The following is a 15,343-nucleotide window of genomic DNA, read 5'->3' as shown; positions in this document are numbered from 1 at the left end:
CACGATCTTGCGCTTGATCGCCACTCACATGAAGACGAGAGCCCCCGATTCCCCGGCACGGTGCCGACTCGGACTTCACAGGCGTGGTCTTCACCAACGACGCCGACTTCACTGACGCGATCTTCTCCGGCGGCATGGCCCTCGTTCAACAGCGCGAAGTTCTCGGGCCGCACCGAAGCGCGGGCTCTGTGGCAGATCGAGATCGCCACCGCCCGCGCTTCCGGTCACGCATCGGACGGACGCCCCGATCGACGAGCGGTCCGGGGAACTGGCCGTCCTGCGCGCCCTCGTCGCACCCGGTGAGAACGAGATCGGGCCCGCCCTGGAGCGATGCAACCGCTGGCCCGACTTCGAGCAGGACATCTCCGAAACATGCGGCGCTCACCAGCAGGCATACGAGATCGCGCGAGGCCTGCTGGAGGGATTCGAGCCTTCCCGGGGTCGCGATCCGCACCGCACGATCATCCGGCAGAGCGAGCACGTGGCTCAGATGACCATCCATATCGATGAGTACTTCGGCCACCGCCAGTGGTTCGTCTTCGATGACGTCTGGGCCGCCGCTCACCCCGACCTGGCCGTTTCGCTGCTGCGTCACGGTTCGCACTGGGATCCTCGTCGCCATCGCGACCACGGGATCGGGGAATGCACTCCGCGGGGACGGCAGTATCGACCTGCGAGCTCACCAGGTGCAGGGGCGTGACCACCCGATGCGGTATTCACTTAGTCCGAGACAGACCAAGATCCGGAGCATATACGGAACGGTCGCGCCACCTACACAGCAGGTCACGTGAGATACAGCAGATCAGCGAGCCAACCAGCGGAGGAACGGCGCTCCACATCCAATCCGACGGTCGCAGTTTCGAATCCTGCGGGGCGTGTTGTCGCCGGAGGGCTACGGGTGATCGTGCCGATCAACTGCGGGCGGGGGTTCGGTCCCTGGGGGCCACGCCACCGGTTACGGGTCTCGGCGGAGCTGCTCAGAAGGCACGCGGCGCAGCTCCCAGCGCAGCTGCTGTCCGGAGGTCAGATCCGTGGCGGTGACCACCAGCCGGTCATCGGTGAGGTCGTACCGCCCGGACAGCAGCTGTTCACCTTTGCTGAGCCACGTCCGCCAGATCCCGATCGTTGCGGTGACCGGATCGACTTCGAAGTGGTGGGTCTGCCGCGTCTGTCCGCTGCGCAGGACGAGTTGGTGGGCGCGGTTGTGTTCGAAGTAGACGCGCTCGGCCGGACCGGACAGGCCCGAGGGTCGGAAGGTGCCCGCCGTCACGTCCCATGTGCCGTCGAGCGGAGTGGGCGACCGGTTGTTGTAGTTGGCGACGTAGTACGAGCATGAAGCCGGAATCGCGAGCAGGAGCGCCACGAGCACGGCGTGCACCCACCAGGGGCGCGTACGTCGCGAGCGGGGCGCGACCCGGTTTTGGCCGTCCCAGAACACCGCTGCCAATTCCCGGCGGTGCTTCCACAACAGGTAGCTCGCGCAGCAGGCCCCGATCAGAGCGATGACCAGGGCGTCGTAGGCGATCCCGTAGGAGACGTTGAGCACGGTGATCCCGGCGAGCAACGGTGCGGCGCCCACGGCCCCGAGCAGCGTGGTGCGACGGAACGCCAACGCCAGGCCGAAGCCGATCTGCAAGAGCGCGATCAGATTGCCAAAGAGCGGTGAGTAACCGAAGTAGTACCAGGTCAGCCAGAATCCACTCACCGTGCCCATCGGCTTGTCGAGCTCGGAGTCGAGCACGGTGAACTGGGCGCCGAAGAGCTTGGCGAAGCCGTACTGCAGCAGGATCACCGTGACGGTCCACCGGCATATCGGGTAGAGGAAACGCCCGCCCTCCGGCGCCACGACGTCATCATCCTCATCGTCGCGCTTGGTCGCTGTCTGCCTCGTCACCCGCTGCCTCCCGTCCCAGGCTCACGTTGGCATCCCGAGGTTGTCAAGGCTGGACGCAACGATGCCGACACGGTCATGCCTGCGATGGGGACATTCGGCTCCGAGGTGATTGAATGGAGAGGCGCGTGCGTCCGCGCGCGTCAGGATTCTCTTTCCAGTTGCAATTCAGCGCCGTCCCCCGCCTGAAAGACCTCCATTGTGGGTGAAAGCTCAGTGGGAGCCGCACGGCGATGACGCGGGGGCCGAGGACCCGTGCGACATGCGCGCAATGATCTTGATGGTTGTAATGGCCGAACAAGATGTCGCCGCAGTTCAGAGGCATTGCATGAACAGGAACGGTCACGGGCTGTAAAACCACCTGCTCGTGCCGGGCGGCGGGGGTTAACCTGACCGCATGAACGCGTCCGCGCACCAGGTGACGATGCCCCGCTCACGGGGCCGCTGACGCTGCACGGACGATCGTTTCCGAGGCCCGCTCACGGGGCCTCGACGCTTTTCCCGCCGGTCGGAGCCCCCGTTCTCACGGAGGTTCCGATGACCACACCGCACATCTACGTCACCACCACCATCCCGTACGTCAACGCCCGTCCCCACCTGGGGTTCGCGCTTGAGCTCGTGCAGGCCGACGTGCTCGTACGGTTCCGCCGGGCGCTGGGCGACCGGGTGCGGTTCCAGACCGGCACCGACGACAACTCGCTGAAGAACGTGCTGGCCGCCGAGGCCGCGGGTGTCGCCGTCCAGGAGTTCGTCGACCGCAACGCCGAGGCGTTCGTCGCGCTCCGCGAGCCGCTGGCGCTCGCGGTCGACGACGTCATCCGTACCAGCCGCGACCCCCGCCACCGGGTCGGGGTGGAGCGGCTCTGGCGGGCCTGCGCCGACGCCGGTGACCTCTACCGTAAGCACTACGAGGGCCTTTACTGCGTCGGCTGCGAGCAGTTCTACACCCCGGCCGAGCTCACCGGCGGACGTTGCCCGGAACACGGCGTCGAGCCCCAGCGGGTCGCCGAGGAGAACTGGTTCTTCCGTCTCTCCCGCTACGCGGACCGGCTCCACGACCTCGTCTCCAGCGGGCGCCTGAGGGTCGAGCCCGCCGAACGCCGCAACGAGGTCCTCGGCTTCATCGCCGGTGGTCTGGATGACCTCTCGGTCTCCCGGTCGACCGCGCGCGCCCGCGGGTGGGGAATCCCCGTTCCCGGCGATCCCGGCCAGGTCGTCTACGTGTGGTGGGACGCGCTCGGCAACTACGTCACGGCCCTGGACTACGGCACCGGCGGGGAGAACTACCGGCGCTGGTGGACCGGCGCCGGCCGCCGCGTCCACCTGGTCGGCAAGGGGGTGCTGCGCTTCCACGCCGTCTACTGGCCGGCGCTGCTGCTGTCGGCCGGGCAGCCGCCGCCCACGGACGTGGTGGTGCACGACTACCTCACCGCCGGAGGCCGCAAGATCAGCAAATCCGGCGGGGGCGCGGCCGACCCGGTCGCCCTGGCCGGGGAGTACGGCACCGACGCCGTCCGCTGGTGGCTGCTGCGCGAGGTGCCCCGCGTCGGGGACGCCGATTTCACGGTCGATCGGCTCGTCGCCCGCGCCGACGACGAGCTCGCCAACGGGCTGGGCAACCTCGTCAACCGGGTCGTCACCATGGTCCACCGTTACCGCGACGGGCGTGTTCCCCGGACGGGGCCCGGAACCGGCGCGCCGGGAGGGGAAGGTCTTGAGGCGGCCTGCCGCCGGGCGCCGGATCTCGTCCGCGTGGCCCTGGACGACTTCGAGTTCCGCCGGGCCACCGCGCCGGTCTGGGCCATCGTGGACGAGGCCAACCGCTACGTCGACCACAGCCGGCCCTGGGCGCTGGCCCGGGCCGAACGCGACGGCGACCCCGGCGCCACGGTCCGGCTCGACGCCGTCCTCGCAGCCCTCGTCCGGGCGTGCGAGACGCTGGGCGATCAGCTGGCGCCCTTCCTGCCGGGTACGGCGGCCCGGATCGCCGCGCAGTGCACGGCCCGGGACGGCAGGATTCCCGAACCGTGCCCGGTCTTCCGGAGGATCACCGTCCCGGAGCCGGGAGCCGTGCCCTGACCGTCACCGCGTACGGCTGCCGGGACCCGTGTCCTGACGGTCCTCACCGTGACGCGACGGCGACGGGCGGCGTGGGGGCGTCGCGGCGGCCGCGGATCACGGATGGGCCAGGACGAGGACGAAGTCGCCGGTCGGGTCGGTGTACTGGCGGATCATCCCGAAACCGGCCGTGAGGAGTTCCCGCCGCAGCCCTTCCGGGCGGAACTTGGCGCTGATCTCGGTCCGCATCTCCTCCCCTGTCGCGAAGGAGACCCGCAGGCCGAGGTCGCCGATCCGCACGCGCATGGCGCGGCTCGCGCGCAGCCGCATCTCGATCCACTCGTTCCGGGCGTCGTACAGCGCGACGTGCTCGAAGGCGTCCGGCTCGAAGTCGGCGTCCAGCTCCCTGTTGATCACGTGCAGGACGTTCCGGTTGAAGGCGGCCGTCACCCCGCTCACGTCGTCGTACGCGGCGATCAGCCGGTCGGTGTCCTTGACCAGGTCCGCGCCGAGCAGGAAGGTGTCGCCGGGGCGGAGGGTGGCGCGCAGCTCCTTGAGGAACACCTCGCGTGCCGCAGGGGCCAGGTTGCCGACGGTCCCGCCGAGGAAGGCCACCATCCGCCGTCCCGTACGGGGCAGCAGGGCAAGGTGCACCTCGAAGTCGGCGCAGATCGCGCGCACGGTCAGGCCCCGGTAGCGGGAGGCGAGCCGGTGCGCGGCCTCGCCCAGGGTGACCGCGTCGACGTCCACCGGTGTGTAGACGCGCAGCGTTCCCGTGGCGGAGAGGGCGTCCAGCAGCAGGACGGTCTTCTCACTGGTCCCGGAGCCGAGCTCGACCAGGGTGTCCGCGCCGCCGCGCACGGCGATGTCGAGGGCCTCCCTGCGCAGGATGGCGAGCTCGCGGCGGGTGGGGTAGTACTCGGGCAGCCGGGTGATGCGGGAGAACAGCTCGCTGCCCGCCTCGTCGTAGAACCACTTGGGCGGTAGCCACTTCGGCGTCGACGTCAGCCCGGCGCGGACGTCGTGTTCGAGTGCCTGGCGAAGATGGTCGCGGCCGAGATGGTTGACCAGGCTGATGGCTGACTGGCTGACGGACACGGGGCCTCCTGGGTGTGTGGGCCACGATCCCGCTCGCCGGTCCGTGGCCGGGTTGTGCTTTCCTGTGGTCTCGCTCCGCCCGGTCACAGGGGCTGGACGCGCACCCCGTCGGGTGAGGCGAGGACCAGGCTGTGGTCCGGTACGGCCTGCCAGCCGGGCCGGTCGTCCAGCGGCTCGCTCGTCACGAGCACGCCGTCGTGCGGGGGGCCGTCGAGGCGGAGGAAGAGCGTGTCGCCCCAGGCGGTCGCGGCGATCGACGTACCGTCGCAGGCGAGGAGGTTCAGGCGGGCGCGGGGATCCTTCAGCCCGGCGCGGGTGACGACCTCCGCGAGGGCCTCGCCGAGCGGATCGCCCGCCCGGCGCCGGAGGAACACCGCGGCGGCGAGCCACGCGGAGTCGCACGTGCTCTCCGCGTCGTCGGCGAGTTCCCTGACCACCTCCCGCGCGACACGGCCGTTGTGGCTGAGCAGCCACGGCCCGTCGGTGAAGGGCGCCGTCGCGGTCTCCTCGACCGGCATCCCGGCGCTGGCCGACCGTACGGCGGCCAGCAGGCAGCCGGAGCGGGCCGTCCGCGCGAGACCCGCCAGGTTGGCGTCCGTCCAGGCGGGGATCGTCCGGCGGTAGCGGACCGGTTCCGCGCGGGCGGCGTCGTACCAGCCCATGCCGAAGCCGTCGGCGTTGACCGTGCCGTGGCGCTGCAGGCGCGGGGCGTAGGACTGCCGGAGCAGGCCGTGGACCGGCTCGTGGATCAGCGAGGCGAGGGTGCGGGGAGCGCCCAGCCAGGACGCGTGGCGGCACATCTACCGGCGCTCCGCCGAGCGCCCCGCCGAGCGTGCCGAGCGTTCCGTGGAGCGTGTCGTGGAGTCCGGAGAGTGTCCGGAGGAGTGCTCCGGGGAGACCGAGCGGGCGCACCGGAAGCCGGAGAAGATCTGCCTGCGGGCCGGGCGGTCCCAGTTCCTGAACGTGGTGCGGACCACGGCCGGGTCGGAGGCCCAGGATCCGCCGCGCAGCACCCGGTACCGGGAGCCGAAGAACACCTCGCTGTACTCGCGGTAGGGGAAGCTGCGGAAGCCGGGATGGGGCAGGAACCACGAACCGGTCCACTCCCACACGTCCCCGATCATCTGTTCGGCGCCGCAGGGGCTCGCTCCGGCGGGGAAGGCGCCGAGCGGCGCGGGCCGCGCCGCCCGGTGCCCGAGGTTCGCCATGCCGGGCACGGGGGGATCGTCGCCCCACGGGTACGTCCGCGACCGCCCGGCCTCCGCGTCCCAGCCGCAGGCCTTCTCCCACTCGGCCTCGGTGGGCAGCCGCCGCCCCGCCCACCGGGCGTAGGCGTCGGCCTCGTACCAGCACACGTGCTGTACGGGCTCGTCCATGGGGACGGGCTCGGTCCTGCCGAAACGGGTACGCCACCAGGTGTCGCCCTCCCTGGTCCAGAACAGCGGGGCGAAGGCGCGGGTCCGCCGCAGCCAGCGCAGGCCGTCCGGGGCCCACCAGCGGGGGTCGTCGTAGCCGCCGTCCTCGATGAAGTCCGCGTAGGCGCGGTTGCCGACGGGCAGCCTGTCGATCCAGTAGCCGGGCAGGTCGAGCCGGTGGGCGGGGCGCTCGTTGTCGTAGGCCCACGGCTGGGTGTCGGTGCCCATCATGAAGGGGCCCGCGGGGACGAACACCTCGTCGGCGCCCTGCGCCCGCCAGGACCGGCCGGGCGGCAGGTCGCCGTCGCGGACCAGTCCCGGCCGCCCCGACAGCTGCAGGGTGGCGAGCATCGTCTCGTCGTGCTGGTGCTCGTGCTGGATCACCAGGCCGAAGACGAAGCCGTACCGCCGCAGCGGGTCGGGGTCGTGCAGGTCGACCGTGTCCAGGACGTCCAGCACCCGGCCGCGCACGCCCTCGATGTAGTGGCGCGCCTCCACCGGTCCGAGGATGGGCAGGGACGGGCGATCCGCGCGCGGGTGCCTGAACGCGTCGTACAGGTCGTCGATCTCCGGGCGGAGCGGGGTGATCCCGCCGACCTGCCGCAGCACCCACAGCTCCTCGTAGTTGCCCACGTGGGCGAGATCCCACACCAGCGGTGACATCAGCGGTGAGTGCTGCGTGACCAGCAGGTCGTCCTCGGCGTCGGTGTAGGCCGTGGAGCGGTTGCGCGCGGCGGTCAGCTCGGCGGCGATCCGTTCCTTGAAGTCGCTCATCAAATACCTCCAGCGTGGAGACCCCGGGCTCTTCCGGCCCGGGCTCCCGGTCCGGTCCGCGCCGGTCCGGTCCGGAACCGATTCGGTCCCGGTCCGGTCCCGGGCCGCTTCCGCTCCGGTCCCGGTCCGGTCCCGGACCGGTTCCGGGGAGAGCTCAGATCCGTCCTTCCTCGGCCAGCCAGTCCGGCAGGCGCCCTCCCGGTCCTCTCGCCAGATCCAGCAGGTCCGCGGCGGGGGCACGGCCGGGTGTCACGTGGCGGTCGGCGAACGCGGCCACCTCGCAGACCAGGGCCGGGCCCGCCCCCAGCCGGGGCAGCGCCGAGAGCGCGGCGCGGAAGCAGGCTCCTGCGGCCCTGCGCAGCCGGGGCTCCGACAGGCCGTGGCGCGCCGCCGCCGACCACATCCCCGCGCACGGTCCGGCCTCGGCCAGCGCCGCGTCGGCCGCGCGGTCGTCCATCACCAGGGCGTGGGTCACCGCCGCGCACACCGGCCAGCTCGCCGGGTGCTGGGCGTCGAGGTAGCGGATCTCCAGCCAGCCGCGCGGCCGTACGGGAGGGAAGAGCGTCGTGGCGTGGTAGGTCAGGTCCGCCAGGGTCGGCGGGTGTCCGGACGAGGCCAGCCGGTCGCGGAAGGTCGAGCCGTCGAGGACCGGGCGGTACGGCTCCACGCCGTTCCCGTCCCCGTTCCCGGTGCTCTCGCGCACGGCCATGAGACGGGCGTCGAGCAGGTACTCGGCCCACGCGGCGCCGGGGTCGCCGCTCGCCGGGACGGCGGCCGTCCGGGTGCGGTCGAGCCGCTCCCACACCGCCTGGCGCCCCGACATCCACCCGCACGGCCGGCCCTCGCTGAGCGGCGAGTTCGCGAAGGCCGCCACGAGGACGGGTCCCAGCAGGTGGGCGCGCTCCCACCGCGCCGCGGGCCTGTCGCCCAGGTCCAGGTTGACCTGGATCGACGCCGTCGAGCACATCATCAGCGACCCGTACGGCGTGCCGAGGAACCGCGCCATCACCTCGTACCTGGGCAGGCGCAGCTGCCGCCTGGCCGGGCGCAGCGGGTCGAGACCCACCCCGCCCAGCGCCAGGCCGGCGTCCCGCAGCGCCCGGCGCACGGCGTTCACGTCGGCGGCGAGGAGGGCGATCGCGCCCGGCAGCGAGCCGGGTGGCCCGGAGAGCTCCAGCTGGCCTCCCGGCTCGAAGGTCACCAGGCTCCCGCCGGGCAGCGGGGGCAGGGCGCCGGCGATCCTGGCCATCGGGACCTGCCGGGCGGGGGCCGTACGGTCGAAGACCAGGAACTCCAGCTCGATCCCCACCTGGTCGCCGGGGGAGCCGAGGAAGCATCGTCGCGCGAAGGTCTCCACATCCGAGGCGTTCCGGATCAGTGTGTCCTCGGTCGCCAGACCGGTCATCCCCATCCCCTTTCGCCTGATATATGCAGATGTGTACGGATTTATAGAGCCGCGAGGCGCTCAGGCGTTACAGAGGGGCGAGGGCGGGGCGGGCCCTCGCGACGGCAGGGCGGTGAAGCGACGAGGTGTGGCCGGGGCCGAGAGGGGCCGGTACGGCGTCGCGGGAGGCGGGGTCTCCACCGGCTCAGGTGGGCCGCCTGGCGCGGAAGGCGGCCCGCAGCCGGTCGCGCGTCTCCTTCGGCAGACCTTCCGGCCGCGACGGGCCGGGAGTGTCGGCGGTGTCGGTATCGCCGGTGCCGCCGGCGTCACCGGCGTTGTCGTGGTGCGGGCCGTCGGCCTCGATGTCGTCGCCGGCGCTGTGGCGCCGATCGGGGGCGTCGGTGGTGTCGCCGGCGGTGTGGAGCCGGTCGGGGGCCTCGGCGGTCCGGAGGCGGCCGAGGGCCTCGACGGTGACGCGGAACTGGTCGAGATAGCGCTCGCAGCCCTCACAGCCGCCCAGGTGCTCCTCGAACCGGTCCCGGGTGGGTTCGTCGAGTTCACCCTCCAGGAAGGCGGTGACGAGTTCCACCGCCTCCTCGCAGCTGAACCGCTTCACAACCGTGACCACCTCACCGTCCCGATGACCGGACCTGTAATCGACCCCTTGACCTGACCTGACCTGACCTGCCGCGCCGCCCGGCGCTACGCCGGCCGTCTCGCCGTCTCGAAGTAGTCCTCCAGCCGCCCGCGTACCGCCGTGCGGGCGCGGTGCAGCAGGACGCGCTGGTTGGCGGCGGAGATCTCCAGGATCTCGCAGACCTCCTCGGAGGTGCATCCCTCGACGTCGCGGAGCGTGATCACGGTGCGCTGCCTGATCGGCAGCTCGGCCAGGGCGGCGGCGATCCGGCCGCGCACCTCGGCGGCGAGCACCTCGCTCTCCGGGGTCGGCCAGGCGGCGGGAAAATCCTTCCAATGCCCAGGGTGGGGGTCGTCCACCCCCTGGAAGCACGAGCGGTCGACGGTCTGCCTCTCCTGCTCGAAGGCACTGCTCCAGGGCACCGTGCGGTTCTCGCGCACGCCTCGCTTCCTGGCCGTGTTGACCAGGATCCGGTAGACCCAGGTCTTGACCGACGAGCGGCCCTCGAAGCCCTCGATGCCCCGGATCACCGCCAGCCAGGTGTCCTGCACGACCTCCTCCGCCGAGTCGTTGGTGGACACGTGCGCGCGGGCCAGCCACAGCATCCCCCGCGACCAGGTGTCCAGCAGCGCCGTGAACATCGCCTCATCCCCGGCGCGCAGGGCCGCGACGACGACATCGTCCGAGGGCAACGCGCCGTCTGTGAAGGACTTCACGGTCGCCTCCTCCCGGTGGGGCATCTGGAAGATCCATGGCCGTGACGCGCGCGGCCGGCGCGCGGCGCTCGCGGGTCGTCGTGACGACGCGGCGCTCCGTTCGGCGTCCCGGCCGTCGTGGCACCCTCCCGGTCGAGAGCGCAGCCGGGAGAAAAGGTAGGTCTGGGAGGAAAATTCCCATTCTGACCTGCTTCGACACCTTTTCGTCCTTGGCCTCCGCCCGTACGGCCGCGATCCCCGGTCGTGCCGGGGTCGCGTGCCGTCGGGCCCCGTTCGAACCCGTTTTCGTAACCGATCGGCCCGCCGGCCGGTCAGCCGGTCCCGAAGGGGTGGCCGTCCGGGAGGAGAGCCAGGACGCCTTCCAGGCCGGGCGGTTCCGGCCAGTCCGCGGGCTCCTGTGCGCCGGAGAGGCCGAGGACCGCGCAGGCCAGCCAGTGCTCGCCCGGCTCGTGCTCGCCGCGCAGCGTGGGGATGACCGTACGCGGGACGACGACGTTCGTCCCCGGCAGGGGACGGACGAGCTCTCCGGCCCTTCCCGCTCCGGGCGTCCCGCCGAGGTCCTCGATCACGCACAGCCCGGCGGGGGAGTCGAGGCGGGCGTGGCCGGGCCCCTCGGCGACGCGACGCGCGAGGGGGTCGCGATCGACCGCGAACGCCCCCTCGGCCGACAGCAGCCCCCGCCCCGACCGTACGCGGTGCACCCGCACGTGCCACGGGGATCGGGCGAGCAGCCAGGTGTCGACCTCCGCGTCCGGCCACGGCGTCCACCGGGCGTGCAGCACCCCGTCACACGCGGAGAAGTCCCCGGGCGCCTCGCAGGGCCGCCAGTGCGTCCCGTCGTCGCTCAGGGCCAGGGTGCTGTCGAAGGCTCCCTGCTCCAGCCCCCACGAGCCGGCGGGCACACTGAACCCGAAGGACGTCGAGTAGGCAAACTTGGCGTACTTCGCCGCGCCGTGCCGCACCCACGTGTTGTGCTGCCCCGCGCTCAGCATGACGACCTGCCGGCCCTCCTCGCACCGCATCAGCGCGACACCGGCCTGCGGCTGGACGCCGATCTCGGGAAGCTCCCGCGCGGGCTCCTCGCCCGCCGCCCAGAAGGGGTGGCCGTCGGCGAGCGCCAGCGGCAGGAACGCCTTCATCGCCCAGTATGGGGAACCGGGGGCGTTGTACTGCTCGGCGAGGGCCGGCTGGGCGTAGCCGTACCCCAGGGTCAGCAGGCCCGAGGAGTCGCGGAGCGGCCGCCGCAGCCACCAGCGCAGGTGCCGCATGAGGTGGCCGCGCACCTCCCCCCACGGCAGGGCCTCGACCCCGGCGAAGCCCAGCGCGCCCCAGAAGGCACCCTGGGCGAAGCGGTAGGTCAGGCTCCGGCCGAAGGGCACGGCGGCCCCGTCCGAGGTGAACCAGTGCTGGAAGTCGAGCGCGAACGCCGACGCCCGCTCGCGCAGGCGCTCCGCCCGGCCGGGGTCGCGGTCACCGGCCAGGGCGGCGTAGACCAGGCCGTAGAAGTGCATCGCGAAGGGGACGTAGTAGTCGCGCTGCGCGGTGGGGCCGTCGCCGTACCAGCCGCCGCCCAGGGCGAAGGACTCCAGGCGCTCCAGCCGGGCGAGGTTGGGCCCGGGGTCGAAGGGCACCCCGACCCGGTCCAACCCGAGCCCCACCAGCACGGGGAAGAACCGCCAGTTGTTGTCGGCGGTCTCGCGGGTCATCGCGTGGAGCAGCCAGGCGGCGAGGTTGTCCCGCTCCGCGCCGCTCAGCGGGTCCCACACGGCCTCGGGGGCGAGGGCGAGCGCCAGGCCGATCGCGGCGGTCTCCACCAGCCGCTGGTCGACGTCGGTCGCCGCCCCCCAGAACTCCCCGTGCCCGGGGTCGGTCCCGGCGGCGAGCCCCCGCCGCCACAGCTCCCAGTGACCGAAGGACCCCCCTCCGGCCGCCAGCGGCGCCAGCCCCCACAGCGGGCGGGCGAACGCCTCCAGCTCGGCGGCCTCGTCGCCGTAGTGGGCCGCGTTGGCCCCGAGCCGCAGGCGCGCCCGCCCGGGGCTGAAGCGGGGGAGCAGCGGCTCGGCCAGCTCGGCCACGAGCCGGCGCATGTCCTCGCGGTCGCGCATCGCCCCGCCAACGGTCGGCGGATCGTGGCGGTCGCGCGTCGCCTCACTCGCGGCCGGTGGATCCTGGCGGTCGCGCGTCGCCTCGCTCACGGTCGGCGGATCCTCGCGGTCGCGCGGCGCCCCGCCCGCGACGGGCAGGGCCGGGGGAGGGGTCAACTCTTGAGCCCGGTGAACGCGATCCCCTGCATGATGCGGCGCTGGAAGATCAGCAGCACCACGATGACCGGGATGACCGCCAGGGCCGCGCCCGCCATGATGTAGTACGCCCGCCCGGACTCACTGCTGGCCAGCTGCTGCAGCGCCAGCGGCAGCGTGTAGAGCTCGGGGTCGTTGAGCACCACCAGCGGCCAGACGAGGTCGTTCCAATGGAAGATGAAGCTGGTGATCGTCACGACCGCCAGCACCGGCTTCGACAACGGGATGATGATGCGCCAGAAGATCTGCATCCGCCCCGCGCCGTCGATGCGCGCCGCCTCCTCCAGCTCGGTGGGCAGCGACATGAAGAACTGGCGCAGCAGGAAGATGTCCAGCACCGAGGCGATGTTGGGCAGGATCAGGCCCCACCCGGAGTCGAACATGCCGAGCGCTTGGGTGACGTGGATGCGCGGCACCAGCAGCGTGATCGTGGGGACCATCATGCCCGCGAGCAGGACGACGAACAGCTTGTCCCGGCCGGGGAAGGGGATCCTGGCGAAGGCGTAGGCGGCCAGCGCGTCCACGAGGAGCTTGGCGGGCACCAGGATCAGGCAGACCCAGACGCTGTTGACGAACGCCTGGCCCAGCCCGCTGACCTGCAGGACGTGCTCGTAGTTCTCCAGGGTGGGGGAGAACTCTCCGGTCTTGCGGTCGAGCGGCAGCAGGCTGGGCACCTTGGTGTAGACGTCCGAGCCGTGCTTGAACGAGGTCGCCAGCATCCACAGGAACGGGACGACCGACACCAGGGCCAGCAGCACCAGCGCGATGTAGATGGGCGCGAGCCGTACGTTCCTCGCGGCCTTCACGACGCCTCCTGCTTGACGAACTTGAACTGCAGCGCAGTAATGATCATGATGAAGACGAACAGGATGAACGACATCGCGCAGGCGGCGCCCATCGCGTCGTAGCGGAACGCGAACAGGTACAGGTGCAGGACGTAGGTCAGGCCCGACTGCTCGGGGCCGCCGGTGACACTCCTGCCGCCGCCGCCCGAGAAGATCACGTACACCAGGCCGAAGACCTGGAGCGCCGCGATCACGCCGGTGACCAGCAGGTAGAAGGTGGTGGGCCGCAGCATCGGCACGACGATCTTCCAGAACCGCTGGACGGGTCCCGCGCCGTCGATGATCGCCGCCTCGCGGATCGAGTCGGGGATGCCCTTCAGCCCGGCGAGATAGATGATCATCGAGATGCCGCACTGCCAGGCGGCGATGAACGACAGCGCCGGGATGACCAGGTCCGGGGTGTTGAGCCAGTTCTGCGGCGGGATGCCGACCAGTCCGAGCATGGTGTTGACCAGGCCGTACTGCGGGTCGTAGAGCCAGCGCCAGATGGCGCCCACGGCCGCCTCGGCGGTCACGACCGGCAGGAACAGCAGCAGCCGGAACATGTTGGAACCCCGGCGGATCGCGTTGATCAGCAGCGCCTGGACGAGCGCGGTGCCCAGCGTCAGCGGTACGGCGATCAGCGTGTACTGCAGGGTGACCTGGACCGACTTCCAGAAGTGCGGATACTTCACGTCGTCGAACAGCAGGTCGGTGTAGTTGGCCAGGCCCACCCAGTTCGGCGCCGTCCGCAGGTTCCAGTCGGTGAAGCTGTAGTAGAGGGCGGCCAGGGCGGGGTAGAGCAGGAAGATGACGAAGTAGATCACCGCGGGGGCGATCAGCAGCCACCCGATGACGTGGTCGCGTCGCCCGAAACCCGGGCGACGGCCTCGCCGCCCGGGAGGAGGCGTCACGGCGGGCTTGTCAGCCAGCACCGGAGATGCCACGTTTGCCTCGCTTTCGCGTTAGCCGTTCCAGCCGAGCAGCGCGCGCGTCTTGTTCGCGGCCTCGGTCAGCGCCTCCTGGGAGGTGACCTTGCCGCTCAGCGCCGACTCGATGGCGGGTGCGATGATCTCGTCGTTGATCTGGATCCACTCCGGCAGCGCCGGCCTGGCCTGGGCGACCTTGAGCTGCTCCAGGAACGCCGCCTGGTCGGGCCCGAACGTGGCCGCGTCCCGCTCGGCCGCCTCGATGTTGGTCGGGAAGCCGCCCAGCGCCTGTGCCAGCGTGGTGTTGTTCTGGGCGTTCGTCAGGAAGGTCAGCCACTTCCACGCCAGCTCGGCGTTCTTGCCCTTGCTGAAGACCACCGCGTTCTCGCCGCCGATGTTTCCGGCGGGCTCGGTCTTGTACGGCAGCGGGGCGGTGCTGAACTCCAGGTCGGGGAAGTCCGCCTTGATGGTGGCCACGTCCCACGGGCCGGAGATCATCATCCCGGCGAGGCCGTTCTCGAAGGGCTTGTCCGAGTCGGTGATCTGCCGGGGCGACGAGGGCAGCAGGTCCACCCAGAGCTGGAGCGCCTCGACCGCGGGCGGCTGGTCGAACAGGATCTTCTTGCTCTTCTCGTCGACGAGGGAGCCTCCGGCGCCCCCGACGAAGCCCGGCCACATCCAGCCGCCGTAGCCGTCGCCCTTCGGCACGACCATGCCCGCGATCTTCGGGTCGGCCTGGTGGATCTTCGCGGCCGTCGCCTTGAGCTCGTCCCAGGTCTTGGGAGGCGTCGGCACCAGCTTCTTGTTGTAGAAGAGCGCCACCGCGGTGTGGTCGAGCGGCAGCCCGTAGAGCTTGCCGTTCACCTTGTTGGTGTTGAGGGCGCCCTCGTAGAAGATCTTCTCGTCGACCGTGCCGGCGGGCATCTCCTTGATGGTGCCGTCCAGCGCGTACCTGGCGACCAGCGGCTGGTCCAGGATGCCGACGTCGGGGACGGTCCCGGCGGCGACGGCGCTGCCCAGCTTGGTGTTGTAGTCGTCCTTGGGGATCTTGACGATCTTGACGCTGACGTTGTTGGCCTTCTCGAAGTCGGTGCGCAGCTTCTCGATGACCTCCCCCGCCTGCGGGGTGCGGTCCTGGAACATCCAGTAGGTCAGTGTCGTGGCCTCCGAGGCCGTCCCGTTGTCGCCGCCGCAGGCGACGAGTCCGGCGAGCAGTGCCATACCGGCCGCAGCCCCTGTGACTCTCCTGATCATTTCTTCCTCCTGATGGGGGGTGCAACGGACGATAATGTAAGATGTGAAAAAAGTTCAGTCCCC

13 protein-coding genes are annotated in these 15,343 nt (G+C 71.2%); 1 reads left to right on the top strand and 12 read right to left on the bottom strand.

What is annotated here, in order from left to right:
• Positions 1-145: 145 nt before the first annotated feature.
• The gene (locus ACTOQ1_RS31665; protein WP_440071629.1) at positions 146-595 is read right to left on the bottom strand and encodes a hypothetical protein; all 450 of its coding nucleotides are present in this window, start codon (positions 593-595) and stop codon (positions 146-148) included.
• A 360-nt stretch (positions 596-955) separates the two neighbouring features.
• Positions 956-1,894 carry a hypothetical protein gene (locus tag ACTOQ1_RS31660; protein WP_440071628.1) on the bottom strand — a complete coding sequence of 313 codons (939 nt, stop codon included), beginning with the start codon at positions 1,892-1,894 and terminating at the stop codon, positions 956-958.
• Positions 1,895-2,428: 534 nt separating this feature from the next.
• Between ACTOQ1_RS31660 and ACTOQ1_RS31655 the strand changes: the two genes are divergently transcribed.
• Positions 2,429-3,970 (top strand): methionine--tRNA ligase, encoded by a 1,542-nt coding sequence (locus ACTOQ1_RS31655; protein WP_440071627.1) that lies wholly within the window; start codon positions 2,429-2,431, stop codon positions 3,968-3,970.
• Between the two features lie 96 nt (positions 3,971-4,066).
• On the opposite strand, the gene egtD is transcribed toward ACTOQ1_RS31655, so the two are convergent.
• The 10 genes from egtD to ACTOQ1_RS31605 all read right to left on the bottom strand — a co-directional run bounded on the left by egtD (position 4,067) and on the right by ACTOQ1_RS31605 (position 15,280).
• Positions 4,067-5,047 (bottom strand): L-histidine N(alpha)-methyltransferase, encoded by a 981-nt coding sequence (gene egtD / locus ACTOQ1_RS31650; RefSeq protein WP_440071625.1) that lies wholly within the window; start codon positions 5,045-5,047, stop codon positions 4,067-4,069.
• An 83-nt stretch (positions 5,048-5,130) separates the two neighbouring features.
• Positions 5,131-5,847: an ergothioneine biosynthesis protein EgtC gene (egtC, locus tag ACTOQ1_RS31645; RefSeq protein WP_440071624.1), complete on the bottom strand. Its 717-nt coding sequence runs from the start codon at positions 5,845-5,847 to the stop codon at positions 5,131-5,133.
• Positions 5,848-7,236: an ergothioneine biosynthesis protein EgtB gene (gene egtB, locus ACTOQ1_RS31640; protein WP_440071623.1), complete on the bottom strand. Its 1,389-nt coding sequence runs from the start codon at positions 7,234-7,236 to the stop codon at positions 5,848-5,850.
• Between the two features lie 154 nt (positions 7,237-7,390).
• Positions 7,391-8,641, bottom strand: a complete 1,251-nt coding sequence (locus tag ACTOQ1_RS31635; protein WP_440071622.1) for a glutamate-cysteine ligase family protein — start codon at positions 8,639-8,641, stop codon at positions 7,391-7,393.
• A gap of 184 nt (positions 8,642-8,825) precedes the next feature.
• Positions 8,826-9,236: an anti-sigma factor family protein gene (locus ACTOQ1_RS31630; protein ID WP_440071621.1), complete on the bottom strand. Its 411-nt coding sequence runs from the start codon at positions 9,234-9,236 to the stop codon at positions 8,826-8,828.
• Between the two features lie 86 nt (positions 9,237-9,322).
• Positions 9,323-9,973 carry an RNA polymerase sigma factor gene (locus tag ACTOQ1_RS31625; protein ID WP_440071620.1) on the bottom strand — a complete coding sequence of 217 codons (651 nt, stop codon included), beginning with the start codon at positions 9,971-9,973 and terminating at the stop codon, positions 9,323-9,325.
• 311 nt (positions 9,974-10,284) lie between these two features.
• Positions 10,285-12,168 (bottom strand): DUF2264 domain-containing protein, encoded by a 1,884-nt coding sequence (locus tag ACTOQ1_RS31620; protein WP_440071619.1) that lies wholly within the window; start codon positions 12,166-12,168, stop codon positions 10,285-10,287.
• Between the two features lie 62 nt (positions 12,169-12,230).
• Complete coding sequence (locus ACTOQ1_RS31615; RefSeq protein ID WP_440071618.1) at positions 12,231-13,079, bottom strand: carbohydrate ABC transporter permease; 849 nt, start codon at positions 13,077-13,079, stop codon at positions 12,231-12,233.
• Entirely contained in the window at positions 13,076-14,044 is a 969-nt protein-coding gene (locus tag ACTOQ1_RS31610) for a carbohydrate ABC transporter permease (RefSeq protein WP_440071617.1), read from the bottom strand. The genes ACTOQ1_RS31615 and ACTOQ1_RS31610 overlap by 4 nt, the downstream gene beginning before the upstream one ends.
• 18 nt (positions 14,045-14,062) lie before the next feature.
• The gene (locus ACTOQ1_RS31605) at positions 14,063-15,280 is read right to left on the bottom strand and encodes an ABC transporter substrate-binding protein (protein ID WP_440071616.1); all 1,218 of its coding nucleotides are present in this window, start codon (positions 15,278-15,280) and stop codon (positions 14,063-14,065) included.
• Between the last annotated feature and the right edge of the window lie 63 nt (positions 15,281-15,343).

The organism is Streptosporangium sp. OZ121, from assembly GCF_051918885.1.
Classification (GTDB): domain Bacteria; phylum Actinomycetota; class Actinomycetes; order Streptosporangiales; family Streptosporangiaceae; genus Streptosporangium.
The sequence above is the reverse complement of the archived record's forward strand: the minus strand, read 5'-3'. Positions and strand labels throughout refer to the sequence as shown.

What these genes read in the sequence shown, in the direction of transcription:
- ACTOQ1_RS31655 (WP_440071627.1), top strand. Translation starts at nt 2,429, where the DNA reads ATGACCACACCGCACATCTACGTCACCACCACCATCCCGTACGTCAAC.
- egtC (WP_440071624.1), bottom strand. Translation starts at nt 5,847, where the DNA reads ATGTGCCGCCACGCGTCCTGGCTGGGCGCTCCCCGCACCCTCGCCTCG.
- egtB (WP_440071623.1), bottom strand. Translation starts at nt 7,236, where the DNA reads ATGAGCGACTTCAAGGAACGGATCGCCGCCGAGCTGACCGCCGCGCGC.
- ACTOQ1_RS31635 (WP_440071622.1), bottom strand. Translation starts at nt 8,641, where the DNA reads ATGACCGGTCTGGCGACCGAGGACACACTGATCCGGAACGCCTCGGAT.
- ACTOQ1_RS31605 (WP_440071616.1), bottom strand. Translation starts at nt 15,280, where the DNA reads ATGATCAGGAGAGTCACAGGGGCTGCGGCCGGTATGGCACTGCTCGCC.